21 protein-coding genes are annotated in these 24653 nt (G+C 56.1%); 15 read left to right on the top strand and 6 right to left on the bottom strand.

Features of this window, described 5'->3' with window-relative positions:
• Positions 1-3 precede the first annotated feature (3 nt).
• Positions 4-1224: an alanine racemase gene (locus ACVDG4_RS13140; RefSeq protein ID WP_447235397.1), complete on the top strand. Its 1221-nt coding sequence runs from the start codon at positions 4-6 to the stop codon at positions 1222-1224.
• Positions 1225-1352: 128 nt separating this feature from the next.
• On the opposite strand, the gene ACVDG4_RS13135 is transcribed toward ACVDG4_RS13140, so the two are convergent.
• Positions 1353-1823, bottom strand: coding sequence for a BA14K family protein (locus ACVDG4_RS13135; protein WP_209174282.1), 471 nt, complete (start codon positions 1821-1823; stop codon positions 1353-1355).
• Positions 1824-1969: 146 nt separating this feature from the next.
• Here ACVDG4_RS13135 and ACVDG4_RS13130 point away from each other — a divergent pair, with 146 nt between their 5' ends.
• Positions 1970-2752 (top strand): HugZ family pyridoxamine 5'-phosphate oxidase, encoded by a 783-nt coding sequence (locus tag ACVDG4_RS13130; RefSeq protein WP_447235396.1) that lies wholly within the window; start codon positions 1970-1972, stop codon positions 2750-2752.
• An 18-nt stretch (positions 2753-2770) separates the two neighbouring features.
• Here ACVDG4_RS13130 and ACVDG4_RS13125 read toward each other — a convergent pair whose 3' ends face one another.
• Complete coding sequence (locus tag ACVDG4_RS13125; RefSeq protein WP_447235395.1) at positions 2771-4525, bottom strand: methyl-accepting chemotaxis protein; 1755 nt, start codon at positions 4523-4525, stop codon at positions 2771-2773.
• A 586-nt stretch (positions 4526-5111) separates the two neighbouring features.
• Between ACVDG4_RS13125 and ACVDG4_RS13120 the strand changes: the two genes are divergently transcribed.
• Complete coding sequence (locus ACVDG4_RS13120) at positions 5112-5741, top strand: DUF1062 domain-containing protein (protein ID WP_447235394.1); 630 nt, start codon at positions 5112-5114, stop codon at positions 5739-5741.
• Positions 5742-5897: 156 nt separating this feature from the next.
• Here ACVDG4_RS13120 and ACVDG4_RS13115 read toward each other — a convergent pair whose 3' ends face one another.
• Both ACVDG4_RS13115 and ACVDG4_RS13110 read right to left on the bottom strand, forming a co-directional pair.
• Positions 5898-6890 carry a Tim44 domain-containing protein gene (locus ACVDG4_RS13115; protein WP_447235393.1) on the bottom strand — a complete coding sequence of 331 codons (993 nt, stop codon included), beginning with the start codon at positions 6888-6890 and terminating at the stop codon, positions 5898-5900.
• A gap of 218 nt (positions 6891-7108) precedes the next feature.
• Positions 7109-10693 (bottom strand): hydantoinase B/oxoprolinase family protein, encoded by a 3585-nt coding sequence (locus ACVDG4_RS13110; protein WP_447235907.1) that lies wholly within the window; start codon positions 10691-10693, stop codon positions 7109-7111.
• A gap of 194 nt (positions 10694-10887) precedes the next feature.
• Between ACVDG4_RS13110 and ACVDG4_RS13105 the strand changes: the two genes are divergently transcribed.
• The 8 genes from ACVDG4_RS13105 (at position 10888) to arsH (ending at position 17581) form a co-directional block, all read left to right on the top strand.
• Entirely contained in the window at positions 10888-12129 is a 1242-nt protein-coding gene (locus tag ACVDG4_RS13105; protein WP_447235392.1) for a glycosyltransferase family 87 protein, read from the top strand.
• A 434-nt stretch (positions 12130-12563) separates the two neighbouring features.
• A complete protein-coding gene (locus ACVDG4_RS13100) occupies positions 12564-13562 on the top strand; it encodes a TRAP transporter substrate-binding protein (RefSeq protein ID WP_447235391.1) in 999 nt (332 codons plus the stop codon).
• 67 nt (positions 13563-13629) lie between these two features.
• Positions 13630-14187 carry a TRAP transporter small permease gene (locus tag ACVDG4_RS13095; protein ID WP_428523931.1) on the top strand — a complete coding sequence of 186 codons (558 nt, stop codon included), beginning with the start codon at positions 13630-13632 and terminating at the stop codon, positions 14185-14187.
• Positions 14187-15491, top strand: a complete 1305-nt coding sequence (locus ACVDG4_RS13090; protein ID WP_133947574.1) for a TRAP transporter large permease — start codon at positions 14187-14189, stop codon at positions 15489-15491. The genes ACVDG4_RS13095 and ACVDG4_RS13090 overlap by 1 nt, the downstream gene beginning before the upstream one ends.
• Positions 15492-15525: 34 nt before the next feature.
• Positions 15526-16062 (top strand): winged helix DNA-binding protein, encoded by a 537-nt coding sequence (locus tag ACVDG4_RS13085; RefSeq protein WP_133946237.1) that lies wholly within the window; start codon positions 15526-15528, stop codon positions 16060-16062.
• 68 nt (positions 16063-16130) lie between these two features.
• Positions 16131-16466, top strand: coding sequence for an ArsR/SmtB family transcription factor (locus ACVDG4_RS13080; RefSeq protein ID WP_447235390.1), 336 nt, complete (start codon positions 16131-16133; stop codon positions 16464-16466).
• 1 nt (position 16467) lies between these two features.
• Positions 16468-16881 carry an arsenate reductase (glutaredoxin) gene (gene arsC, locus ACVDG4_RS13075; RefSeq protein ID WP_447235389.1) on the top strand — a complete coding sequence of 138 codons (414 nt, stop codon included), beginning with the start codon at positions 16468-16470 and terminating at the stop codon, positions 16879-16881.
• Positions 16874-17581: an arsenical resistance protein ArsH gene (gene arsH / locus ACVDG4_RS13070; protein WP_447235388.1), complete on the top strand. Its 708-nt coding sequence runs from the start codon at positions 16874-16876 to the stop codon at positions 17579-17581. The genes arsC and arsH overlap by 8 nt, the downstream gene beginning before the upstream one ends.
• Positions 17582-17591: 10 nt before the next feature.
• Here the strand turns inward: arsH and ACVDG4_RS13065 are convergent, their stop codons facing one another.
• Complete coding sequence (locus ACVDG4_RS13065) at positions 17592-19736, bottom strand: putative bifunctional diguanylate cyclase/phosphodiesterase (protein WP_447235387.1); 2145 nt, start codon at positions 19734-19736, stop codon at positions 17592-17594.
• Positions 19737-20061: 325 nt separating this feature from the next.
• Here ACVDG4_RS13065 and ACVDG4_RS13060 point away from each other — a divergent pair, with 325 nt between their 5' ends.
• The 3 genes from ACVDG4_RS13060 (at position 20062) to ACVDG4_RS13050 (ending at position 22351) form a co-directional block, all read left to right on the top strand.
• Positions 20062-20754, top strand: coding sequence for a TerB family tellurite resistance protein (locus ACVDG4_RS13060; protein WP_447235386.1), 693 nt, complete (start codon positions 20062-20064; stop codon positions 20752-20754).
• On the top strand, positions 20751-21512 hold the full coding sequence (locus ACVDG4_RS13055; RefSeq protein ID WP_447235385.1) for an N-acetylmuramoyl-L-alanine amidase: 762 nt from the start codon (positions 20751-20753) through the stop codon (positions 21510-21512). The genes ACVDG4_RS13060 and ACVDG4_RS13055 overlap by 4 nt, the downstream gene beginning before the upstream one ends.
• Positions 21513-21856: 344 nt before the next feature.
• Positions 21857-22351, top strand: coding sequence for a lytic transglycosylase domain-containing protein (locus ACVDG4_RS13050; RefSeq protein WP_447235906.1), 495 nt, complete (start codon positions 21857-21859; stop codon positions 22349-22351).
• Positions 22352-22431: 80 nt separating this feature from the next.
• Here the strand turns inward: ACVDG4_RS13050 and ACVDG4_RS13045 are convergent, their stop codons facing one another.
• The gene (locus ACVDG4_RS13045; RefSeq protein WP_447235384.1) at positions 22432-23094 is read right to left on the bottom strand and encodes a pyridoxamine 5'-phosphate oxidase family protein; all 663 of its coding nucleotides are present in this window, start codon (positions 23092-23094) and stop codon (positions 22432-22434) included.
• Between the two features lie 82 nt (positions 23095-23176).
• Here ACVDG4_RS13045 and pdxR point away from each other — a divergent pair, with 82 nt between their 5' ends.
• Positions 23177-24646 carry a MocR-like pyridoxine biosynthesis transcription factor PdxR gene (gene pdxR / locus ACVDG4_RS13040; protein WP_447235383.1) on the top strand — a complete coding sequence of 490 codons (1470 nt, stop codon included), beginning with the start codon at positions 23177-23179 and terminating at the stop codon, positions 24644-24646.
• Positions 24647-24653 lie beyond the last annotated feature (7 nt).

Below are 24653 nucleotides of genomic sequence, written 5' to 3'. Positions count from 1 at the left end.
CCTATGGAGCGTTACAAAACTGCTGCTGAAGTTGCCTTGGACTTGCGTCCGGATCACCCAATTTACTGTTTTCGGCCATCGGTGCTCCGCACGGATGCGCAGAACTTCAAAAAGCTGTTCCCCGGGAAAACGGCCTATGCCGTGAAGACCAATGGCGAACCCTTTGTCCTGAAGGAGTTGGCGGCGGCGGGGTATGATTGTTTTGATGTGGCGTCTCCAGCAGAGTTTGCCGCCGTGCGTGAAGCAGCGCCAAAGGCGGAAATGCTCTACATGCACCCGATCAAGGCGCAATCCGATATTCGTCTAGCGCTGGAGCAGTACGGCATCCGGGTGATGTCACTCGACCATGAAGACGAGGTGGCAAAGATCCTCCGGATTGTCCGGGCTCTGGACATTGATCCTGCGAAAATCACACTCTTTGTGCGGATCGCGACCAAGGGGCATGCAGCGTATGAGCTGTCGAAGAAATTTGGCGCTGCGCCGGGACATGCAGTTGAACTTTTGCAACGGATTCACAGGATTGGCTTCAAGTGCGGTCTCTGTTTCCACGTCGGCAGTCAGATTGAAGAGCCGGAAACCTATGAGCGGGCACTGGCCTCCGCCGATTGGATCCGCTCCCGCGCTGGCGTTCCGATTGTAGAGCTTGATGTCGGCGGCGGGTTCCCGGCCGTTTACGGCCATGATCCGAGACGCAAAGTACCTGATCTGCCGTCCCTGGAAGAGTTGATGGGACAAATCCGCTCAGACATTACCGAATGGGCGTTTGACGATATGCCGCTGGTGGCGGAACCGGGCCGGGTCGTTGTGGCAAGGTCCATATCGCTGATCGTCCGGGTGCTTTTGAAGAAAGGCCGCCGGCTCTACATCAATGATGGGATTTGGGCGTCTCTCTCGGACAGCTGGACCGGCAAAATCACCTTGCCGGCTCGCTTTATCCCGGACCCGGCGCGGCGCACACGCTCCGGCAAGGCCGACAACATCGTGCCGTTCAAGGTCTGCGGGGCAACCTGTGACAGCGTTGATATTCTCTCCCGGCCGTTCTGGCTTCCAGAGACGGTCGACACCGGAGATTGGATCGAAATCGGCCATATCGGCGCTTATAGCCTGTCTCTCAGGACCCGGTTTAACGGCTTCTACCCAGATACGGTGATCGAGGTGGATACTCCATTTGATGCAGGCGAAGAACCGGAAGGATTTGCCTCGATCGAGACCATGGCTGACTAGAGCACACGCAAATGGATCCAGACAAAAAGCGACGGCAGCGGGTGGCCAGTTCAGCTGGCCTGTCGCTGTCCGCCCCAGGTCGTTGAGGTCTCGAGGGATGGTATTTCCACCCTCCTAGTGTCTGCCATTTACTGGCAGAATTTCTGAACGCCGCTGTAGGTGGTGAACGTTCCGGTCGATGGATTGAAAGACCGGTATTTCGACGAACAATAGTCGTACCAAGCTGGGCTCCAGGGCTGAAATCCGACCGGCCCGCTGACGTGACCCGGATAAGGGGCACGCGGGTAGGGATATGCCGGGCCACGCGGCGGACCTGCATAGGACGGCTTGTTGGTTGCCCCCAAAATGATTGCACCGGCAGCAAGTCCAATGACACCGGCAGCGATGGCCGCGCCAACGTTATTGTTGTTCTTGTGCTTATGGATATGTTTGTGCTTGTGATAATGCCGATTGTGTCCGCGGTGCGGGCGGTGGCCCTCATGCCAGCCGCCACCGTGGCGCCAGCCATCGCGCGGACCTGCTTCTGCGGCAGATACCGCCGGCAACATTAGGGCGCCGGTGAGGGCAACGGCCAGGATGCGTTTAGCGAAGGTTTGCATCGATTTACTCTCCGTTTGGGGCGCGCCATTTGCGCTGCCGTGATCTGATGATGCAACATTGCCAAAAGCGCGCTGAACCGGTCCTGAGATAGCCGTTCATCTTGTGTTCAGATTTCTCAGGTTGTGTGTCCCAAGCAGGAGGCCACATGGCAGATAGTCAGGAAAATCGATCAAATAACGAAAAGTCGGTGATCCGGAATACGGATGACGAGGCCCGGAAACTGGCCAAAGATTTGATCCGGACGGCCCGCTTCGGCGCCTTAGCAGCCTTGGAACCTGAGACCGGATATCCCCTGGCGAGCCGGGTTGCCGTTGCGACGGATCTTGATGGAACGCCCGTGATCCTCACCAGCACCTTGTCCGGCCACACAAGTGCGGTCCTCGCCAACCCCGCCTGTTCCTTGCTGGTTGGTGAACCGGGCAAGGGCGACCCTCTGGCCCACCCGAGGATTTCGTTGTTCTGCAAAGCGCGCCGTGTAGAGCGGGAAACGGATGAGCATGCACGTTTGCGCCGGCGCTACCTCTCGCGTCACCCCAAGGCCGAGCTTTATGCCGATTTCGGAGATTTCTCGTTCTTTGCCCTGGATCTACAGCGGGCAAGCCTCAACGGTGGCTTCGGCAAGGCTTTTGAACTCGGCGAGGATGATCTTCTGACCGATGTTGCCGACGTGCAGGCCTGGTCGGCGATGGAAAGTGGCGCGGTTGATCACATGAACGAGGACCACCGCGACGCCATCAAACTTTATGCCGAAGTCCTCCTGAACGCTGAAGACGCCAACTGGCGGCTGGCATGCCTCGACCCCGAGGGGCTCGACCTTGTGGCGGGAGACCGTATTGTGCGTCTGTGGTTTCAGGAGCGGCTCGCAGATCCCGCACGGCTTCGGGAAGCCCTGGTTGCGCTGGCACTTCAGGCGCGAAATCAGGATTGAACAGGGAGCGGGGCGGTCTCAAGCCGCCCGGAGATGCCCAAGAAAATCCTCAAGGCTTGTTTGGACCGTGTTGATCTGGGTTGCGACGAGCTCAACACCGCCCACGACATCTTTCAGTTTTTCTCCGGAAGCCTCGGCCGAACGGTTCACCTGGGTAATGTTTTCCGAAATCTCCGTGCTGCCATGCGCCACTTCCGAGGCGTTCTTGGCAATCTCAGATGTCACCGCGTCCTGTTCTTCAATAGCTGAGGCAATGCCTGCAATCTTGTCGCGGACATCTGTCATGGACCGGACCACATCTTGGATGGAAACCGAGCAGGAGGCCGCTCCGGACTGGACACCGGTCAGCTGCGTGCCGATCTGTTCGGTCGCTTGGCCGGTTTGGGTGGCCAGGGCTTTGACTTCCGACGCAACGACTGCGAAACCTTTTCCGGCTTCTCCGGCCCGGGCTGCTTCGATCGTTGCATTCAAGGCCAGCAGGTTGGTTTGACCGGCAATGTCCGTGATGAGCTTAAGAACATCATTGATCTCGCTTGCTGCAGCCGACAGGGACGAGACGGTTTCTTCCGAGGTTTCAGCTTGTTTGGAGGTCTGGTCCGTTGACGTGTTCGCTAAGGTCACCTGCCGGGCAATCTCCTGGATTGAAGCGGCAAGTTCTTCGGCGGCTGATGCGACGGACTGGACGCTGGCCGTGGATTGTTCAGCGGCTGCGGCGACTGTATGCGAGCGATTGATCGTATCGGAACTCATTTGAGCAAGATCATCCGCGTGCACCGATAGTTTTTGTAAGGCCGATTGAACCTCCGAGCAGCTGGTCATCATTACCCGCTCCAGTTCGTCCGCCAAACGCAAGCGTGTTTCCCGCCGCTCCTCAACAGCGCGCTCTTCTTCTTCGCGTGCTTGAGCCTGTAGCCGTTGCATTTCAATGGTGTTTTGCCGGAAGACTTCAAAAGCCTCGGCAACCGCGCCAATCTCGTCGCGCGATCTGACTTTGACTGAAACGTCCGTGTCGCCGTTGGCCAGGCTTTTCAGGCCGTTAGAGACCTCCTTCAACGGCACAGCAATACCGAAACGCGCATAAAGGACCGAGCCGGTCACACAGAGACCAAGAGAGATGATGGCTGTCCAGATGATCTGCTGAAAGGCCTGTTTTTCATGGGTCTCTGCAGCCTGGGCCGCTGCCAGGGTAAATTGCTCGATTTCCTGAAGTAGGGCGATCAGCTCCCGGTCAAGACGTTCCTGTTCTTCCTCCAGGGTGAGGACGATCGCAGCTGCCGCGGCCAAGTCATCTGAATCTATGTAATGTAGGACTTCGTCAACGTGTGACTTATATTGGGCGTATTCGGCCTCGATCCGTTTGAGTTGATTGAGGGCACTTTCAAACTCTGTCCTTTCAATCTCCGAAGCGGCATTGTCCAGGGCATATTTAGCCAGATCCTCAGCCTTCAGGATTTCGTCAGCGACCTGGACCTCAAGTTTCAAGATTGCAGCTTTGACATCGCCAATTGCGTGTTTCTCTTCGCCAGCTTCCAGGCCGGAAAGCCGCATGAGACGTTCGACGAGGGCAGCTTGTTCCAGCTGATGGTTGGTGACGTGACTGATCGCTGTGGTCAGCGGAATGTCTTTTTCGGCAATATTTGTGAGTTCCTTGCCGATCATGGCCATTTGATAAACAGATACAGCTGCCACCACAACGAGCCCAAAACAAAGAAAGGCGACCAGTCCAAGTATTTTCGTTGCAACCGTTGCGGATACCTGACGTGAAAGTGCCATCGCAGAATCTCCTGCGCCAATTGAAAAGAAGTTCCTTAAAACGCTACGTAAGTTTCCTTAGATTGATGCTGATCAGTTGAAGAAAGGGTAAATTTTATCGTTCAAAGAAAAAGTTTTACAATTTATGATAGAATTCACGTTGACGAAACTACAAAAATTCAATCCTGTGAAAATAAGGTGAGCGAGTTGCTGGCGTTTGGGTTTCTATGAAAACACCTGCGCTTCCGGTGCCAGCGCCAAATCCAACGGTCCGCAATCGCGATCGAGTGCTGTGGTGAAGCGCAAGGCAACTCACGCTTGCGCGCCACGTTCTCATGACTTAGGACGTCTTCAACCTTCATCTTCGGGACGATTTGTTTTGCCAATACGTTAACCGGTCTTCGATCCTTTTGCCGTGTGCGTCCGCACACGATCGTTTTGACACGTTCGTCAAACTGGCGGATCGGGACCGGTGTGGCTTGGCCAAACCGTATCTGATGTTTCGATACGCCACCCTTCCAACTTTACCAGCCAAATGACCGGGCGCGGCTTGCCGCGCGATGCCTGACCCCCGTTTGCGAACTTCCGGAAGTGGAAGATCCCAAACATGTCGTCTCTTATCAGGGTTGAATGGACCCTTGTCTCTAAGGCGCGGTTGACCGTCGCACGTCCCTGTGGGCGGTGCGGTCAACTTCGTCCGTTTGCCTCGACAAATAAGTTCCGGCTCAATGCCAATGGAAGCCGTCTGGATGCCTGGCTTATTTATGCGTGCCAGTCCTGCGGCCATCGCTGGAACCGCGAGGTGATGAAACGGAAACCCGTCAGCGCCGTACCTTCGGACCTCTTGTCAGCATTGCAGGCAAACGACCAGATGCTGGCGGAGACATTGGCGGCCAACCTTGGAGGTCACCCAAGCGGCCCAAGCAAACCGTCTGACTTCGAGCTGCAGAGGCGGGTGGTTCCGAGCAAGGGAAAAGTCGCTGGGACACCAGCTGTTCTGTGCATTCGAAATCCGGGCAGGGTTCCGGTTCGTCTTGACCGGATCTTGTCTGCCGGGTTGAGCCTGCCGAGGCGCGATATCAAATGCCTTGTCAAAAGTGGTGACCTGACGGTTCCTGGAGGATCTCGGAACACGTTTCGCAAAGCCTTGCCGCCGTATCTGGAGTTAATGATCAACACCGAGGACCGTCCTTTGATTGATGCCTTGTTCGCAGGATGCAGCAAGGCATCAGGCTAAGTCTCGGGTTCTGACAGGTGTCTGCAGGGGTATATAAAAGAACAAGGCCGCCCGTGGGGGCGGCCTTCGACGCTTGCGGTTTACCCGCGCCATACGCCAACCGGGAAACGGCTGGCAGTGTCTTGCCTCTTAAACGGAGAGCTGGCTGTTTGTGCCTTAACCAGTTCCCTGGATGGCTGAAAGCAGCCATTCGCCGCCGGAGCTGCGAACAAAGGTCCACACTTCAGTGCTTTCGGAAGGCGCGTCAGGATCTCCGGAAATCACATCATCGCTATCCCGTTTGGCGATGTAATCGACTGCGCTGTAGCGCAAGGCGACTGTTACATAGTCCTTGCTATCTTCATGCCAGGCTTCGGCAACATCGCCCTGAAGCAGTTTGACATCCAAAACGACGTTCTTTTTGCCGGCCGAGGCAAGTTCACCCAGCTCTTCGGCCAGATAAGACATGGCTTCCGGGGTCGCCAGCTGTCGCAGCGCGGCGTAGTCTTCGCGGCTGTAGGCGGACTGAACTTCGCTGAGCATCTCCTCAAACCGGTCAAGGTCTGCTGCCGTTGCCTCGTAAGGCTGCGTTACCGGGTGGGCAAAAGCCTGTGAGGCTGAGCCACTGGCCCCACCGCCGCCGAAGCTGAACGGAGCAGCTTTTGGTGCGTTCTGGTCCGGCGCCCTTTCAAACGGGTTTGGTCCAGCAGTCGCCGGTTGTTGCCGTGAACGGAAGAAGCGCATGGCGAGGCTGATCAGCAACACGATAAGGCCGACCTGAAGGATCAAGCCGAGAAACCCGGCGAAGCCGCCGAGGCCACCGCCAAACAGCATTCCGACGAGGCCGCCAAGCATCAAGCCGCCGAGAAGCGCGCCGCCGAAGCCGCCAAAGTGGCCAGGGCGTTGCGCATTTGCAGCTTGTCCGCCAGCGCCAGGAGTGGTCCGCTGGGTCTGTGCAGGCTGGGGTGTCATGGAACGCTGAACGGGAGCGGCCGTATCCGGTGCGGTTTTGGTCGTGGGGGGCGCGGAATAAGTTTTGCTGCCTCTGCTGCCAAAGCCGCCAAACCCGCCCTTTCGGGCCTCGGCATAGTCAGTGGCGGCAAACATCGTGGCGATCGCAACGATCATGAAGGCTGTCGTCTTGCGCAGACGGCGGGCGGCAGCAGGCATTTTTGTCTCCTCTTGAGGGCCACTTTGGCCATGTGCTGCAGATGTAGGAAATCGGTGACTAATTGCCAGCGCCGATGGCGGAACTTTTGTGGGTTAGACAGAGAAAACTTATGTGCAGGCAAGTTTGTAAGTTTCAGCTGGCAGAACCGGCATCAAAGCTCAGAAAAGGAAAAGGGCGGGAATGCTCCCGCCCTCGAATGCGTAGCAATGGCAGACTGTTATGCTTTGCCCCAGCCGCCGGCTGTTGGGGTGATGACCGTCACGGCTTCACCCGGTTCCAGAATGGTCTGATCGCAGCCTTTGAGCTGTTGCACGGTGCCGTCGAGACGGCGGACTTCGGTGCGGCCGAGTTCCCCGTTCTCACCGCCTTCCATGCCTTTTGGCTCAATGTTGCGGTGGGATCCGAGGATCGCGCAGTCCATCTTCTCCAGGAAGCGCAGGGTGCGCTTGGTGCCGTCACCCGCCGACCATTTACCCTTGCCGCCGGAGCCTTTGCGGATATGGAAATCCTCCAGAAGGACGGGGAAGCGGAACTCCAGGACTTCCGGATCGGTGAGGCGCGAGTTGGTCATGTGCACATGAACACCGTCCGTGCCCTTGAAGCCGGGGCCTGCCGGAGAGCCGGAGCAGATGGTCTCATAGTACTGGTAGGTGTCGTTGCCGAAGGTCAGATTGTTCATCGAGCCTTGGCTGTTTGCCATCGCGCCAAGCGCTGCAAAGACTGCGTTGGTGACGTGCTGGGACGTCTCCACATTGCCCGCAACAACGGCCGCCGGATAAGACGGGCGCAACATGCAGTCATCCGGGATAATGATTTTGATCGGCTTCAGGCAGCCGGCATTCATTGGGATGTCACCGTCGACCATCACGCGGAAGCAATAGAGGATCGCGGCCCGGGTGACCGGTTCCGGCGCGTTGAAGTTGTTCGGTTTCACGGCGGATGTGCCGGTGAAATCGACCGTTGCCTCGCGCTTGTCCTTGTCGACCGTGATCTTGACCTTGATGGTCGAGCCCTGGTCGGTCGGGTACTCGTATTCGGAGTCCTTCAGCGCTTCGATGACCCGCCGGACGCTTTCCTCGGCGTTGTCCTGAACGTGGCCCATATAGGCCTGAACGACGTCCAGACCGAAGTGGGACACCATCTTGCGCAGTTCCTGAATGCCCTTTTCATTCGCTGCGACCTGTGCGGAGAGGTCGGCAACGTTCTGATGCGGGTTTCTGGCCGGATAGGCATGATCCGTCAGGAGGTTGACGAGTTCGGCCTCGCAGAAGCGGCCCTGATCGACGAGCTTGAAGTTGTCGAACAGCACGCCTTCTTCGTCCACCTTGGTTGCGAGCGGGGTCATGGAGCCCGGTGCGGAGCCGCCGACATCGGCGTGGTGGCCACGAGAGGCGGCCCAGAACAGGATCTCCTTGCCCGCATTGTCGAAGACGGGCGAGACGACGGTGATGTCCGGCAGGTGCGTGCCGCCATTATAGGGTGCGTTCAAGGCAAAGACGTCGCCCGGCTTGATCTTGCCCTTGTTCAGCTTGATCACCGTTTCCACAGAGCGGTCCATGGAGCCAAGGTGCACCGGCATGTGCGGGGCGTTGGCAACCAAGGCGCCGCTGGCATCAAAGACGGCACAGGAGAAGTCCAGGCGTTCCTTGATGTTCACCGAGTAGGCGGTGTTCTGCAGCGTTACGCCCATCTGTTCGGCGATGGACATGAAGAGGTTGTTGAACACCTCCAGCATGACCGGGTCGGCGTGGGTGCCGATGGCGTCCGCCCGTTTCAGCGGGACGACCCGGTGCAGGATGACGTGATCCTTGGCGTTGATCTCCGCCTGCCAGCCGTCTTCAACGGCAATGGTCGCATGCGGCTCGATGATCACCGCCGGGCCCATCACCTTCATGCCGGGCTTCAGGTTCTCGCGTTTGAAGATGCCGGCATCATGCCACTGGCCTTCGCAGTAGATCCGTGTGCCTTTGGCAGCGGCTGGGACATCGGACGCCAGAGTGAGATCCGGCTCGACCAGGCCAGCGCCGCCGCCAGCGGTTTCCACCTCAAGCGCTTCGACCACGACCGGCTTGTTGTCATAGGCAAAGCCGAATTGCTTCTTGTGAGCCTCTTCGAAGGCCGCGCGCATTTCTTCGACCGTGCCGAGAAGGACGGGCATGGGAGTGTCGGTGCCGTCATAGCGTAAATGTGCGGTCGCAACGGTTCGCCGAGCGTCCTCAGTTACGCCCTGTTTGTCGAGCTCAGCTTCTGTCTGGGCGCTTAGCTCCTTGCGCAGCGCGTCCAGCTCAGGAAGCAGCTCTTCCGTCATTGTTTTCACAACAGCCTTTTGGCGGTCTGCGCGAATGTCGGCGAGGCCCATGCCGTAGGCCGAGAGGATGCCGGAGAATGGGTGCAGAATGACCGTTTTCATTCCGAGGCTGTCGGCCACCTTGCAGCCGGTCTGGCCGCCCGCGCCGCCGAAGCACGTCAGGGCATATTCGGTGACATCATAGCCGCGCTGTACGGAAATTTTCTTGATGGCATTCGCCATGTTTTCGACAGCGATCTTCAGGAAACCGTCCGCAACCTCTTCCGGTGTGCGGCCATCGCCGATCTGGCTTGCCAGTGCGGCAAACTTCTCGCGCACCACGTCGCCATCCAGCGGCTGGTCCTGGTTCGGGCCGAAGATCTTCGGGAAGAATTCCGGCGCCAGTTTGCCGGTCATCAAGTTGGCATCGGTCACGGTCAGCGGACCGCCGCGGCGGTAACAAGCCGGGCCCGGATTGGCACCTGCGCTGTCCGGACCGACCTGAAAGCGGCCGTCCGCATAGTGGAGGATCGAGCCACCGCCAGCTGCGACCGTGTGGATCATCATCATCGGCGCGCGCATGCGCACACCGGCAACTTCGGTTTCAAAGGCGCGCTCATAATCGCCGTCATAGTGACACACGTCTGTAGAGGTGCCGCCCATGTCGAAGCCGATGATCTTGTCGTATCCGGCCATTGCCGAGGTTTCGACAGCGCCGACAACACCGCCTGCCGGGCCCGACAAGATGGCGTCCTTGCCCTGGAACAGATCTGCGGCTGTCAGCCCGCCGGAGGACTGCATGAACATCAGCCGCGGGCCTTCACCCAGCTCTTCCTGAACCTGGTTCACATAGCGGCGCAGGATCGGCGACAGGTAGGCATCCACGATGGTGGTGTCGCCGCGGCCGACCAGTTTCATCAGCGGTGAGACTTCATGAGAGACTGAAATCTGCGGGAAACCGATCTCCTCCGCGATTTTCTTCAATGCCTGCTCGTGGGCCGGATAGGCGTAAGCATGCATCAGGACGATTGCGATGGAACGGATCCCGGCGTCCCAAGCGGCCTGCATTTCGGTGCGGGCCTGTTCTTCGTCAAGAGCCTGTTCGAGAGTGCCGTCAGCTTGAACGCGTTCAGAGATCTCGTAAACGCGCTCATAAAGCAGTTCAGGCTTGATGATCTCCTTGGCGAAGATGTGCGGACGGGCCTGATAGCCGATTTCCAGCGCATCCCTGAAGCCGCGTGTGATGAAGAGGGCCGTGCGCTCGCCCTTGCGCTCCAGCAGCGCATTGGTGGCAACGGTGGTGCCCATTTTCACGGTCGAAACCTTGTCGGACGGGATCGGTTGACCCTTTTCAACGCCGAGAAGTTCACGAATGCCTTGAATGGCGGCGTCACGATACGCTTCCGGGTTTTCTGACAGCACCTTGTGTGGATGAAGGGTTCCGTCCGGCGCGCGGCCAACGATGTCGGTGAATGTGCCGCCGCGATCGATCCAAAAATCCCATTTGGCTGTCATTTTGTCCCTCATCTTTATGTTTTCCTGCCGGCGATAGAGCTGCCGGGCAGACGCGTTATCCGCGATCAATGGATTTATGCTGACATTTTATCGATAAAATGTCGATGAAAAAATCTAATTTTCTTTTACCCGGAGTTTAAAGCTTGTTTTGTATGCGTCTTTTTGAGGGTGCCAAAGCGTGGGATGATGTGCACATGAAGAGTACGGGTGGTTCAAACCCGCACACTGAGTCGGGAACGTTCCGCTATGGATTGCGTATGAGCGATCCGGTGGCGGACAGTGTCCTGATGTTTGTCCTGGCGATCGTCGGTGCACTGATGATTTTCAGGTTGGGATTTGAATTTTCAAAGGTGGTTTTTCCGGAATACCGTCCGATGTTCGGGGACTTCATCAGTTTTTGGACGGCAAGTTTTTTTGTTTTGGAAGGGGCTGCTGCAGAGGCCTACGATTTTTCTCTCGTAAACGAGTTTCAACTTGAAATATTCGATCAAGGAGAATTGCCGTTTCTTTATCCGCCGACATGGTTGATGGTGGTCTCGCCATTTTCCATGTTGCCCTATCGGCCTTCGGCGCTTCTGTTTGAGGCACTTCAAGTCGTCGCGTTGGTGGTGGCTTGCAGGTATTTGCTGCGTGATCGGTCAATCCTTTGGATCCTGATTGTCTTTCCAGCGGTTATCTCCGGGATCATTCACGGGCAAAACGCTGTGCTCAATACCGCGCTTTTAGCCGGTGCACTCGGCGCGCTGGATCGTGATCGGCCGGTTCTTGCCGGTATCCTGATTGGATTGCTGAGCTATAAGCCGCAATTGGGGATCTTGATTCCGTTTGCACTTTTGGCCGGTCGTGAATATCGCGCATTCGCATCAGCCGCCGTAACGACCTTGCTATTTGCCGCCACTAGCTGGGTTGTCTTTGGGACAGAGGTCTGGCGCGCGTTTATTGAGACCATTGCGTTTGCCCGTGACTGGTTGGAAAGTGGCCACACGCCGGCGAATAAATACGCTTCAATTCTCGGTTGGTTACGCCAGTTCGGGGTCGGAAACACGGCTGGCATGATTGTGCAGGTTGGCTTTGCTTTGGCATCTTTCGGAGCCGTTATCTGGTCATGGCGTCAGGACCTGCCGATGACCATCAAGGGCAGTTTGTTGGTTATCGGGGCATGCCTCTCAACTCCTTATTTGCTGGACTATGATCTGGCTCTTCTGGTTATTCCTGTGTTGCTGCTTATTCAGCAGGGCAATGAGACCGGATATCTGAGTTTTGAGAAATTCAGCATTGCGCTCGCCGTGTTTAGCTTCCTTTTTACAAGCCTTTGGGGTGTCCAAATGCCTGTTACTGCGATCGGGGTGCCATCGATTGTTTTGTTTGCTCTGGTTCTGTGTCGCGCCGTTGTGGGGCAGCGGGCAGGTTTTGGCCGAACCAGCTGTCCTACATGAGTCAAAATCGTCTGCCGAGTTTGACCACCATTGTATAGCCGATCTTCAGGTCTACGACCGATCTACCGGGCTGGATAATCATAGCACCACCCCTTACCAATCCCACGACGGTTATTCGCGAAGCCTCGGATGCCATTGCAGAGGTGAAAAGAAGAAATACGAATGCGCGCTTTAGTAGAGTATCTTTGTTTTATCTTTCATTGATTGTATTAATGCGCCTGATTGTATCTCTTAGAAATTGAGTTGTTCCCCGGAAACCATCGTTTTTCAGTGCCTAGGAGATTTTTAGAAAGAATTTATCGATAAAATGTTGATGTTTTCTCTTTCCCGGATTAGCGTTTAGGTGGGAGCAATGGATGGGCGTTCGCAGAAAGCGCCGTCATGCTGCCGTGCTCAGGTTCAAGAAACCCCTTTGCTTCTAAGAGGAGAACATCATGTTGAAGTCACGATCCCTGGCAAAGGCCGGGATGACGTTTGCCGCTGCCGCCGCCTTTGGTGTTGCTGGTCTCACCGCCGCTGTTGCTGAAACCAAATGGGACATGCCGACCCCTTATGGCGATGGTAATTTCCACACTCAGAACATCGCTGCATTTGCCGATGAAGTTGCCGACAAGACCGGTGGCTCGCTGACAATCCAGCTCCATTCAGCAGGATCGCTTTTCAAGCATCCGGAAATCAAAAATGCCGTCCGCAAAGGCCTGGCTCCGATCGGTGAGGTTCTCGTTTCCCGCCTTGCCAATGAAGATGCGGTTTTTGGTGTGGACTCTGTACCGTTCCTGGCCCCGTCCTACGACCAAGCTTGGAAACTCTATCAGGCGTCCAAACCGGCGCTTGAAGAAAAGCTTGCCGAGCAAGGCTTGCAGCTCCTTTACACAGTGCCGTGGCCTCCGCAGGGCGTTTACGCAAAAAAGGAAGTGACAAAGGGCTCCGATCTGTCCGGCCTGAAATTCCGTGCCTACAACGCCGCAACCGAGCGTCTTGCACTTTTGGCTGATGCCGTTCCGACCCAGGTTGAAGTGCCGGACATTCCGACTGCCTTTTCGACCGGTCGTGTTGAAGCCATGATCACATCCCCGTCCACCGGTGCCAACTCCAAGGCCTGGGACTTCCTGACCCATTATCATGACACACAGGCCTGGCTGCCGAAGAACATGGTGATTGTCAACAAGTCTGCGTTCGACGCCTTGAGCGACGCCGAAAAGACCGCGGTTCTGGAAGCTGCCGCGACAGCTGAAACCCGCGGTTGGGAATCCTCCAAGGTTGAAACCAAGACCAAAACGGCAGTTCTTCAGGAAAACGGCATCACTGTCGTTCAGCCGAGCAGCGAGCTGATCGCCGATCTGGCCGCAATCGGTGAAACGATGGCCGCAGAGTGGCAAGAGCAGGCCGGTGAAGATGGCGCTGCCATCCTGGAAGCCTACAAGGCCAACTAAGACAGAGAAGCGCCGGGCCAAAATTGTCCGGCGTTTTTTCTTGCTGCAAAAATCTGGGGGAGAGCGGATGCGAAATGCGCTCAATGGATTGTACAAGACGGCAACTGTGTTGGCTGCCTGCTGCCTTGTGACAATCGCTCTACTTGTAACTCTTCAGGTCATGGGGCGGTTGCTGGACGGCGCGCGTGGCCTGGTCGGAATGGAGCCGTTGGGACTTTTGGTTCCGTCGCTCGCTGAAATCGCAGGCTTCTTTCTTGTCGGAGCATCCTTCTTGGCGCTGGCCGGAACACTGCGCAATGGTGACCACATTCGTGTGTCCATTCTTTTGCAGGGTGTTGGCCCTACCGTTGCCCGTCTCCTGAATATCTGGGCCTTGGCTGTTGCGTTCGCTCTCGCCGCGTTTTTTTCTTGGCACGCTTTGGCTCTGGTGCTGGACAGCTACCGCTACAACGAAGTGTCTTTCGGTATCATTCCGATCCCGCTCATGTACCCGCAGGCCGTCATGACACTTGGGCTCTTTGTCCTTGCGATTGCGCTGCTGGATGATCTTGTCACGTCCTTGCGCGGACAAGCGCCAAGTTTTGAAACCGTCGTTCGCGACGACCCGATTGAAGGGAGCGAATGATGGATCTCTCTTTGCTTTCCTTCCTTCTTGGATTGGGCATGTTGGCGGCCTTGGCGACGGGCATTTGGGTGGCCGTTGCGTTGTTTGCCGTCGCACTTGCAACAATGATGGCGCTGGTGTCCGTACCCGCAGGACCGGTCATGGCGACAACCGTCTGGGGTGCCTCTCACCATTGGGATCTCACCGCCTTGCCGATGTTTATCTGGATGGGTGAAATTCTGTTCAGGTCGCGTTTGTCGGAGGACATGTTTGCCGGGCTGTCTCCCTGGATGCGGAACCTGCCCGGCCGGCTTCTGCATGTGAACATCCTGGGCTGCGGGATCTTCGCGGCAGTCTCCGGATCTTCGGCCGCCACCACGGCCACAGTGGGACGTATGTCACTGCCGGAGTTGAAAGCACGCGGCTATGACGAGCGTATCGCGATTGGTACCCTTGCAGGCTCTGGGACGCTTGGATTGCTCATCCCGCCATCGATTATTCTGATCGTTTATGGTGCGGCCACTGAGCAGTCGATCGCTCGCCTTTTCATGGCGGGCGTGCTGCCAGGCGCCATGTTGTGCTTATTGTTTATGGGGTATGTCGCACTTTGGGCGCTGCTGAACCGTGACAAGATGCCGGCCAAGGAGGAAAAACTCCCGCTTTGGACGCAAATCAAGGCAACGCGCCGTCTCTTCCCGGTCGTTGGCCTGATCGTTGGTGTGATCGGTTCGATTTATGCGGGTCTTGCCTCTCCGACGGAAGCCGCGGCAATTGGCGTTGTGCTGGCACTTTTGTTGTCCTGGGTGTCCGGGACTTTGAGTCGAAAGAGCTTTGCCGATGGTTTGTTGGGCGCAACACGCACATCTTGCATGATCGCTTTCATCCTGGCAGGGGCCGCGTTTTTGACCGTTGCGATGGGGTATACAGGCATCCCGCGTGAGCTGGCCTCCTGGATCGGTGGAATGGACATGTCGCCTTACGTACTTTTGATCGCGTTGACCCTCTTCTTCGTGGTTCTTGGCTGCTTCCTGGACGGGATTTCCGTTGTTGTTCTGACAACATCCGTAATCCTGCCCATGGTGGAGCAGGCAGGCCTAGATCTGATCTGGTTCGGGATCTATCTGGTTCTCGTCGTCGAGATGAGCCAGATCACGCCACCGGTCGGCTTCAACCTGTTCGTTCTTCAAGGCATGACGGGTCGGAATATCTTCTCCGTTGCGCGTATGGCCTTGCCGTTCTTCTTGTTGATGATTTTGGCCCTGGTTCTGATTGTCGCATTCCCGGGATTGGCCCTGTGGTTGCCTCAGACGATGTTGAGCAATTAAAAGGGCATTTCAGAACAACTTGAGAGAACGATAAATGACTGAGCGGCCGAAACCCAACACCGATGCCCAAATTGGTCCAGTGGTTTCGGCCGCTCATCTTGCATCCGGGGCCATGCCGGCCCTGTCGGAAATCGAGTTTGCCGTGACCATGATGGTCAACGCCTATCATCGCTGGATGGTCCGGTGCATGGCTGCCAGTGGCTCAGAGGGCCTAGGTCCGCTTGATGTCCTTGTTCTTCACTCGGTCAATCACCGTGGGCGGGCCAAGACACTGTCCGATATCTGCTTGGTCCTGAATATCGAAGACACGCATACGGTGACCTACGCGCTCAAAAAACTTGAGAAAGCCGGACTGATTACCTCGGGTCGGCGCGGCAAGGAAAAAACCGCTGAGATCACGCCTGAAGGCGAGACTGCCTGTATGGAGTACAGACGGCTGCGGGAAGCGCTTCTGGTCGAGCCCATGAAAGCGCTTGGGTTGGATGAGAGTGAACTCTCCCGGCTTGCCGCAACCCTCCGCCTCGTTTCCGGAAACTACGACCAAGCCGCCCGCGCCGCAGCTGCCATGTAAAAAAGGTTCTGCGGGCAGGACGCAAAATTTCTGTTTTCATACTACAATAATTCTTGTAGTATCGAATTATGAAATCAGATGACGCAATCATGGCGCTTGGGGCTCTCGCCCAGGAAGACCGGCTGGCGGCTTTCAGGCTGTTGATGATGGAGGGAGACCAAGGTCTTCCGTCCGGCGTAATCGCAGATCGCCTCGACGTTGCGCCCACCAGGATGTCCTTCCATCTGGCAACTTTGGAAAAAGCCGGGCTTTTGAATACGCGCCGGGAAGGGCGGCACATCCATTACTCCGTCGACTATCTGAGGATGCGATCCTTGCTTGGATTTCTCATCGAAGACTGTTGCGGCAACAATCCCGATATCTGCTGCTTTCCCATCAGCGCCCCCAATCAGGAAACACACTAATATGACCATCACCATTTACCACAATCCTAAATGTGGGACGTCCCGGAACACGCTGGAGATGATCCGCAAGGCTGGCGTTGACCCGGTCGTGATCGAGTATTTGAAAACGCCGCCATCCCGCAACGAGCTGGTGAATTTGATCGCAAGAATGGAGATTTCAGTCCGCGATTTGCTCCGCCAGAAGGGGACACCTTTTGATGAACTGGGGCTTGGCGATGACAAATGGACTGATGACCAATTAATCGACTTCATGATGGAGCACCCGATCCTGATCAATCGCCCGATCGTCGTGAGCGACAAGGGTGTCCGGCTTTGCAGGCCCTCTGAAAGGGTCGTTGATTTGCTTCCGGTCGATATCGGCGCATTCACAAAGGAAGATGGGGAAGTGGTCAACGCCGGGAGCTCAAATGTTTGACGGTAAACCTGAGGACCTCCCGAATGTGAGCTTTGCGGACATCAAGCCCGTAACCGCTGGAGAGGTGGATCAGGCGGTAGCATTCGATCATCCGCCGCGCATACTGCTTCTCTATGGATCTCTGCGAGAGCGGTCCTACAGCCGATTGCTGGTTGAAGAAGCTGCCCGCCTGTTGACGGCTTTCGGGGCGGAAACCCGGATCTTCGCCCCTTCAGGATTGCCGTTGCCAGATGATGCCGATGCAAGCCATCCAAAAGTGGCTGAACTGCGGGATCTGAGCATTTGGTCGGAGGCTCAGGTGTGGTGTTCACCCGAACGCCACGGCGCGATGACAGGCATCTTGAAAACTCAAATCGACTGGATCCCGTTGAGCACCGGGGCCGTCCGTCCAACACAAGGCAAAACACTAGCTTTGATGCAAGTCTCGGGTGGGTCCCAGTCTTTCAATGCTGTTAACCAGATGCGGATCCTTGGCCGCTGGATGCGCATGGTCACGATACCGAACCAATCCTCGGTTCCGAAGGCGTATACCCAGTTTGATGATGACGGACGCATGCTGCCATCACCACTCTACGACCGTGTTGTGGACGTCATGGAAGAGCTGATGAAGTTCACACTATTGGTGCGCGGGCGGTCTGACTATTTGGTGGATCGATATTCTGAACGTAAGTCTGATCGGCAGAAACAGGGTGCAGCCTAACCAAACTGTATCAGGAACCTTGAACAGCGACCGGTGCTCCAAAGGAAGCGTCGGTCGGTAAACTGTTACTGCTTTCCACGTCAGATTTCTCAGGTTTTACGACGGCTTTCCGCGGTCCGCTAGAAATTGTGGGAGGGACTGAATCCGGTTTAGCAGATTGCCTTGCCCATGTCTTTTTCACTGAGCGAATCTTAGCTGTCATATCGGCTTGAACGGTTTCATGAACCTTTACGTCATCAGGTTTGCCGTAAAGATACCCTTGGATAAGATCGCAGCCGGCGGCGCGAAGCAATATGGCTTGCTCTTCGGTTTCAACACCTTCTGCGGTGATGGTGACATTCAAAGATCTGCCAAGGCCGACGATTGACGTAACAATTGCATCCGTGCTCGCGTCCTTGCCAAGATCTTGGATGAAGGCCTTGTCGATCTTGATCTTGTCGAACGGGAACAGGCTGAGATAGCTGAGCGATGAGTAACCGGTCCCGAAGTCGTCCATTGCGATTGAGACGCCCATATCCCGGATTTGCCGAAGCGTGTGGACGACGGAATCAGTATTGGAAATGAGCAAACTCTCAGTAATTTCAATTTCAAGACGTTTCGGGTCCAGGCCTGAGCTCTGAAGGGCGCGCGCCACGCGCTTTTGTATGTCACCGGCTGCGAACTGGGCAGGTGACATGTTGATTGCTACCCGCCGATTGGAGTTGGGCCACAGCGCAGCTTCCCTGCAAGCTTGCTCCAAGACCCAATTGCCAATGTCTTCGATTAGGCCTGTGTCTTCTGCAATTGGAATGAAGGAATCCGGGCGCATCATGCCCTTGGTGGGATGCTCCCAGCGGATCAGTGCTTCATATCCTTTCAATGAGCCATCACTGAGCGCGTATTGAGGCTGATACTTGAGTTTCAACTGATCGAACTTGAGAGCTTTGACCAAACCCTGTTCGATCTCTTTTCGTTTCTGAGCTTCCGCATCCAGGTCCTGAGTGTACCAGCAGAACGTGGATCGACCTTCATGTTTCGCGCGGTAAAGAGCGAGGTCTGCACAGTGAAGCAAACGTGAGGAGCGCCAAGATCCATCGGTGGCCCGCGCCAGTCCGATGGACAAGGATATTTTGATTTCCCGGCCGTCGATATTGCAGGGCGGATCCGTCGCACTGATCATGTCAGCTGCCAAACGTGTCATGCGGCCAGTATCCGAGACCGAGGTCAGCATGACGGCAAACTCGTCTCCTGACAGACGCGCAACCAGATGCCCACTGAAGACCGATTTCAACCGGTCTGCAATGATCTGCAGAAATACATCCCCAATCCCGTGGCCATGGGTGTCATTGATTTCCTTGAACTTGTCCACGTCGATGATCATGACGCCGATGTTCGATGCCTTCGCCTGGGCAAAACGGAGTGCTTCACTCAAACGTGCATTGAACACGGCGCGGTTTGGCAGCCCGGTTAACGTGTCATGATGCGCCAGGTACTGAATGTTTTTGCTGGTCTGCAATTGTTCGCGAAAGCGCATCCAGAGCAGAATGCCGGCGAACAAAAAGGATATGAGACACAAGCCCCCGATCGCCGCACTCACTGAAAAGAGCAAGGGGGCAAGGCTTTTCATGATGGTCGCTGTGCTGACCAGGGCAATCAGACTGCGCGAATTCGCATCCTTGGCCGGATACACGATGACCGCTTTGTTCCCGAATTGCCCGACTGTATTCATGTCGGGAATAGCCAGAATTCGAGGTGAACTCAAAGCCGCGACCTTTGCATCCGTCAGTGTCTGCGGCGCCAGGAAGAGGTTTTTCTCTTCCCACTCGGGTGATGCCCAGGCAGCAGACCGCGGCCCTTCGCGGGTTTCCATGGCGGATGGCAAGATGGAAAAGTGAAGGACTCCGGCGGGCGCATGACCGGATTTCAACGAATTCTGTAACGTATCGACTTGTTCGTGATACGCGTTTGATCGCCCATCACTTGTCAACGTCATACGCAGGCCATCGAGGGTTTGCGGCAGGACTGCTGTGTCCCGGACTTCACGCGGTTGTAACGTGTCGTAGACCGTATCTGCCCACGCAGCATAGGTCTGTTCCAGGCCCTTAACCAGGAGCCAATGGGTCAATAGCCGATTGCTCGCGTAGACGCCTGCAGCCAGAAGCATTACCAGCGACATGGATATCAAAAATATAACAATGTTACTTCTGACAAATGACGTGGCCATCCAGCTCGGCACCATTTCGGATAAACGGTTGCACCAAAGTAGGGCAAAAGTCTTTAACCATCATGAATCAGTGTTGTTTTTCAATCGTTCCAAAGGCCGCGCCAAACAAAGCAGGAATCGATGAGACTGGAGTCCGCAGAATGGATAGGCTTCTGGGCCCAGCTAGCCAAAACCATCATGTGCAGTTAGAAGACTTTTTGTACCCGACCCCGGCGATTCCTGCTGCTCCGGGTTGGAGCTGAATGATCGGCAATCGAACCCTCAAGGGAGTTTACGTGTGAGCGTCTGGAGCAGCATCGGGAGCATTGTCGGTGCAATTGGATCTGGCGGTGCGCAGATTGTCGACAGGCTTGTGCAGCTCGTTTTGGCACGGCCAGAGGGAGCAAATACAGTCGGTTTTACAGTCGCGATGATCGCGCTTTCGGCAAAGATGGCCAAGGCTGACGGTGTTGTAACGGCCGATGAAGTTATTGCTTTTCGAGAACTCTTCGATGTTCCGTCGAACGAGGAAAAAAATGTCGCACGGCTGTTCAATCTTGCCCAGGAAGATGTTGCCGGTTTCGATGTTTACGCAAAGAAGCTCGCCGACCTTTTTCCCTATGATCGCAAAACCCTGCTCGATATTCTGGATGGCCTTTTTCACATTGCCAAAGCTGACGGCGTCGTGCACCAGAGCGAAATAAGCTACCTTTCGGAAGTGGCTAAGGTTTTTGGGCTGGATGAGCGAGAGTTTTCCAAAGTTCTTGCCCGCCATGTCCGTAAAGACGGTGATCCGTATGAAGTGTTGGGGATAGGTGCGCAGGCCAGTGCTGCTGAATTGAAAGCTCACTACCGGCGGGAAGTTCAAGAAACCCATCCTGACCGGCTTATCGCCCGTGGAGTCCCAGAAGAATTTGTCCGGATCGCCAATGACCGCCTGGCCGCATTGAATGAGGCATGGGCGCAGATTTGCGCGGAAAGGGGCATATGAGCGTTGCGACTGATACCGGCGTCAAGGCACGTGTTCATCCTTCTCCGAACCATGGAGACCGTGCGGCGGATGCGCCGATTGATATGCTGATCCTGCACTACACTGGGATGCAGACCGGGGAAGAGGCTCTACAAAGACTGTGTGATCCGCGTTCTGAGGTTTCCGCACATTATGTCGTGCAGGAAGATGGCTCCATTTTGCAATGCGTCCCGGAAGCCCGGCGTGCCTGGCATGCCGGGAAGAGTTTTTGGAAGGGCGAGCGGGACATCAATTCAAGGTCGATCGGCATTGAAATGGTCAATCCTGGACATGAATTCGGTTATCGGTCCTTCGCCGAGCCTCAAATAGAGGCGGTCATTGCGCTTTGCGCTGATGTGTGTTCGCGGCATCAAATCCATCCGTGGATGGTTCTGGCGCATTCCGACATCGCTCCAAGCCGCAAAGAAGATCCAGGTGAATTGTTCCCTTGGGACAAGCTGGCTGCTGCCGGCGTTGGTCATTACGTGGAGCCAGAACCTATTGGTTCCGGGCTCTTCATGCAGGAGGGTGAAGAAGGCCAGCCCGTAGAAGCGTTGCAGTCCATGCTGGCGCTTTATGGATACGAAGTCGACATCAATGGCCGCTTTGATCGCCGTACGCGTAAGGTGGTGACGGCCTTTCAGCGCCACTTCCGCCCCGAGAAAGTTGACGGCGTAGTGGACGCTTCAACCATCGAAACGCTTCACAACCTTCTATCCAAGCTGCCATCTTTGAAATAGGTCTGGCTAAACCAAGTTTTGTGTAGTTCAGATGAGGCCCATTTCCGTCCGTTAATCCTTGATGAAAGTGCCGGGCACAATTTGCACAACTGTGCCCCGGTTTGGTCTGCTATGTGTCACAGCTCTGACACAAATTGCAGACTCTCCTGATGTTGAGATGCAAATATTAGTAAAATTTTGAAATATATTGTAATAATTCGTGATTTTGCAGTGCAAAATTTCGTCCCATAGCTCGGTCATTCCTCCGCTCCGAAAATCCTACATCAAAAACCAAACGGGCTGGACGAATGTTACGGTCGATTAAAATAGCTACTGGGGCGCTGTGTGTTTTCGCCCAAACTCTCATGATCCCGGCGCAAGCCATCGCTGCTGATCCGCGGACTGTGCTCAATGAATACGGCGGCAACCGAAGTGTTGCATCGCTTTCCTCAAGCGCCAAAGCCACTAAGACGGGAAATCCCCGCAAAGACAAATATGCGTCTCTCATCCGCAAGGCTGCCAAAAAGCACGGCGTGCCGATCAAGATCGCAAAGGCGGTTGTCGAGGTCGAGAGCAACTTCAATTCACGGGCCCGCGGGGCTGCTGGCGAGGTCGGCCTGATGCAGATCAAGCCGGCGACAGCGCGCGGTATGGGGTATCGCGGATCCACTAAAGCGCTTTACCACCCGGAGACCAATCTCGAGTGGGGGATGAAGTACCTCGCAGGCGCACACGAACGGGCCAATGGCGATTTGTGCGGAACCATTCTGCGTTACAACGCTGGTCACTATGCCAAGCGCATGAACCCGATCAGCCGCCGCTATTGCAAAAAAGTACAGCGGATCCTGGCGTCCAGCTAACTAGTGACAGGGCGGTCACTCGTGGGCATTGAAAACCCCGTTGCCGGCGCAGCGGGGTTTTTCTTTTTTCAGCTTCTTGGTCAGGCAAATTTCTGCCGTGCTGCCAGAATGGAAGCCGGTGGCTCAATCCCGTCCGGTACATCCGTTGCTGCATAGGGTTGGCCGAAACCGGTGGCGACCGGGACTATTCCGGCCCAAATGTCCGTGCCGATATCAATCGGATCGTCGACCGGAGGGCCTGTGCGTACCTTGGTACTCATGTGCTCCACATCGAGAACCAACACGCCGGTGGCTTTAAGTTCCTTCGGCAACATCTCGCGGCATTCCGCCCACCGGCCCGGGGCCATGTGATCGGTAATCGCCGCAAGGGCGATATTCTTTTCTTCGAGATCTTCTACAAGACGCGCGGTCCCATGAACGATCACACACCGAAAGTTCATGGAGTGATGGAAAGCGGACCGGCCAAACACCAGGCCGTCCAACAGGGTTACCTCGAGGCTTGCAGGGACACCGGCCTTGTTGTCCTTGATAATCCGGGTGGTGCTGGCCCCATGAATGTAGAGCTTGTCGCCGATGCGTGCGTAGACCATCGGGATAACCATCGGGCGGCCTTCATGGATGAAGCCGCAATGCGCGACCAGACCGGCATCCAGAATTTCGTTTGCCAGTTCCTTGTCATACCCGCCGCGATTCATTTGCCGGATTTTGGCGTAGGGGGGCAGGTCGGGTTTTTCGTGTTTCATCGTGTTCTTCTCGGATCGGGTTCTTGTGTAAGCCGGTTATGATCGATAATCTGGCTCCATAGAAAGGTCCGGTTTTGAAAAAATGAAAGTACCAGAGCTGCTCGAAGGTGTCTGTGATCTGGACCGGTCATCGTCTGTTCCACTGAGCCAGCAAATTTACAGAGCGTTACGCGAGGCGGTCGGGCAGGGGCGCTTGAAAGTGGGCATGCGTTTACCATCGTCGCGCAGTTTTGCGCAGCAACAACGGATTTCGCGCAATACGGTCAACACGGCTTATGAGCTTTTAAAGGCCGAGGGGATCGTGGAGGTGAGTGCAGGCGTTGCGCCAGTTATTGTTGGCGGCATCGCACCTGAAGGCGCCAAAATACATAGCGTCAATACTGTGCCTCCGCGCGGGCTTTCCAAACGGGGGAACCAGCTCGCGAAGAACCTGCGTGGCGACAGCTGGGGTCAGCGCCATGAAGCGCTTCAGCCGGGTGCGCCTGCATTGGATATCTTTCCCTATGAAAACTGGGCACGCTGTCTGCGCAGAGCTGTGCGAACGGTTCGGACGCCCGATCTGCTCTATCAGCATCCATCGGGTTATCCGGCTTTGAAAGCGATCCTTGCGGATTATCTTGCAAGTGAGCGCGGCGTCCGTGCCACAGCGGACCAGATCCTGATCGTTCCCTCAATGCAGGCGGCGCTTGCGGGCATTTCCCAGGCTCTCTCAGATCCTGGCGATACGGCCTGGATTGAGGATCCGGGCTATATTGGCGCGCGAACGGCCTTTCATGGCGCTGGATTGAACATCCGGGGTTTGCCGGTGGATGAGTATGGGGTTCTGCCGGATGGCCTCGAGAATGAAAGCCCGCACCCACGTCTGATCTATGTCACCCCCTCTCATCAGTATCCGTTCGGAGCCCGGTTGCCGCTCGCCCGGCGGCTCGCCTTGATCGAGAATGCGTCCCGAATAGGCGCGACAATTCTGGAAGACGATTACGACAGCGAGTTTCTTTTTGAAGGCCGCCCGGTGGCTGCGCTTCAAGGGCTCGCAGGGGGTGGGGAGGTGATCTATCTCGGCACCTTCTCAAAGAGCCTGCTGCCGGGCCTTCGGGTGTCTTATGCCGTTGCGCCGAAATACCTGAGTGGTCCTTTGGCGGGAGTTTTCCGGAACATGGGGCAGCTGGCCAATGTGCATGCCCAGATCGCGCTCGCCGACTTCATCGACAGCGGGCATTACCGGGCGCACCTGAAACGTATCCGGTCTGTCTACCAGCAACGGGGCAACGACCTCGTCACGGCGCTCAAAGAAGAACTGGGCAATGCCGTGTCGGTCGAGCCGCCGCTCGGCAACGTGCAGGTGACTGTCCGCTTTAACGAAGACTTGGATGATCGGAAGGTTGCGCGCGCCATGCAAGCCCGCGGTTTTTCTGTCTCACCGTTGTCCGTCTGTTATCTGGATGCAGCACCTGAGCCTGGATTGATTATCGGATTTGCCGGGGCAACGGAGGATCAAATTCGTGGCGGCGTTCGGGCGTTGTCCGATCAATTGAGCGCGCGCCGAGGCTGAAGCCGGA

This window comes from Roseibium sp. MB-4 (assembly GCF_053005265.1).
This window is presented reverse-complemented; position numbering and strand designations above follow the sequence as displayed.

What these genes read in the sequence shown, in the direction of transcription:
- arsC (WP_447235389.1), top strand. Translation starts at nt 16,468, where the DNA reads ATGACCATCACCATTTACCACAATCCTAAATGTGGGACGTCCCGGAAC.
- ACVDG4_RS13045 (WP_447235384.1), bottom strand. Translation starts at nt 23,094, where the DNA reads ATGAAACACGAAAAACCCGACCTGCCCCCCTACGCCAAAATCCGGCAA.
- ACVDG4_RS13140 (WP_447235397.1), top strand. Translation starts at nt 4, where the DNA reads ATGGAGCGTTACAAAACTGCTGCTGAAGTTGCCTTGGACTTGCGTCCG.
- ACVDG4_RS13080 (WP_447235390.1), top strand. Translation starts at nt 16,131, where the DNA reads ATGAAATCAGATGACGCAATCATGGCGCTTGGGGCTCTCGCCCAGGAA.
- arsH (WP_447235388.1), top strand. Translation starts at nt 16,874, where the DNA reads ATGTTTGACGGTAAACCTGAGGACCTCCCGAATGTGAGCTTTGCGGAC.
- ACVDG4_RS13130 (WP_447235396.1), top strand. Translation starts at nt 1,970, where the DNA reads ATGGCAGATAGTCAGGAAAATCGATCAAATAACGAAAAGTCGGTGATC.
- pdxR (WP_447235383.1), top strand. Translation starts at nt 23,177, where the DNA reads ATGAAAGTACCAGAGCTGCTCGAAGGTGTCTGTGATCTGGACCGGTCA.
- ACVDG4_RS13100 (WP_447235391.1), top strand. Translation starts at nt 12,564, where the DNA reads ATGTTGAAGTCACGATCCCTGGCAAAGGCCGGGATGACGTTTGCCGCT.
- ACVDG4_RS13090 (WP_133947574.1), top strand. Translation starts at nt 14,187, where the DNA reads ATGGATCTCTCTTTGCTTTCCTTCCTTCTTGGATTGGGCATGTTGGCG.
- ACVDG4_RS13125 (WP_447235395.1), bottom strand. Translation starts at nt 4,525, where the DNA reads ATGGCACTTTCACGTCAGGTATCCGCAACGGTTGCAACGAAAATACTT.
- ACVDG4_RS13050 (WP_447235906.1), top strand. Translation starts at nt 21,857, where the DNA reads ATGATCCCGGCGCAAGCCATCGCTGCTGATCCGCGGACTGTGCTCAAT.
- ACVDG4_RS13115 (WP_447235393.1), bottom strand. Translation starts at nt 6,890, where the DNA reads ATGCCTGCTGCCGCCCGCCGTCTGCGCAAGACGACAGCCTTCATGATC.
- ACVDG4_RS13065 (WP_447235387.1), bottom strand. Translation starts at nt 19,736, where the DNA reads ATGTCGCTGGTAATGCTTCTGGCTGCAGGCGTCTACGCGAGCAATCGG.
- ACVDG4_RS13095 (WP_428523931.1), top strand. Translation starts at nt 13,630, where the DNA reads ATGCGAAATGCGCTCAATGGATTGTACAAGACGGCAACTGTGTTGGCT.
- ACVDG4_RS13135 (WP_209174282.1), bottom strand. Translation starts at nt 1,823, where the DNA reads ATGCAAACCTTCGCTAAACGCATCCTGGCCGTTGCCCTCACCGGCGCC.
- ACVDG4_RS13120 (WP_447235394.1), top strand. Translation starts at nt 5,112, where the DNA reads ATGTCGTCTCTTATCAGGGTTGAATGGACCCTTGTCTCTAAGGCGCGG.
- ACVDG4_RS13110 (WP_447235907.1), bottom strand. Translation starts at nt 10,693, where the DNA reads ATGACAGCCAAATGGGATTTTTGGATCGATCGCGGCGGCACATTCACC.
- ACVDG4_RS13105 (WP_447235392.1), top strand. Translation starts at nt 10,888, where the DNA reads ATGAAGAGTACGGGTGGTTCAAACCCGCACACTGAGTCGGGAACGTTC.
- ACVDG4_RS13055 (WP_447235385.1), top strand. Translation starts at nt 20,751, where the DNA reads ATGAGCGTTGCGACTGATACCGGCGTCAAGGCACGTGTTCATCCTTCT.
- ACVDG4_RS13085 (WP_133946237.1), top strand. Translation starts at nt 15,526, where the DNA reads ATGACTGAGCGGCCGAAACCCAACACCGATGCCCAAATTGGTCCAGTG.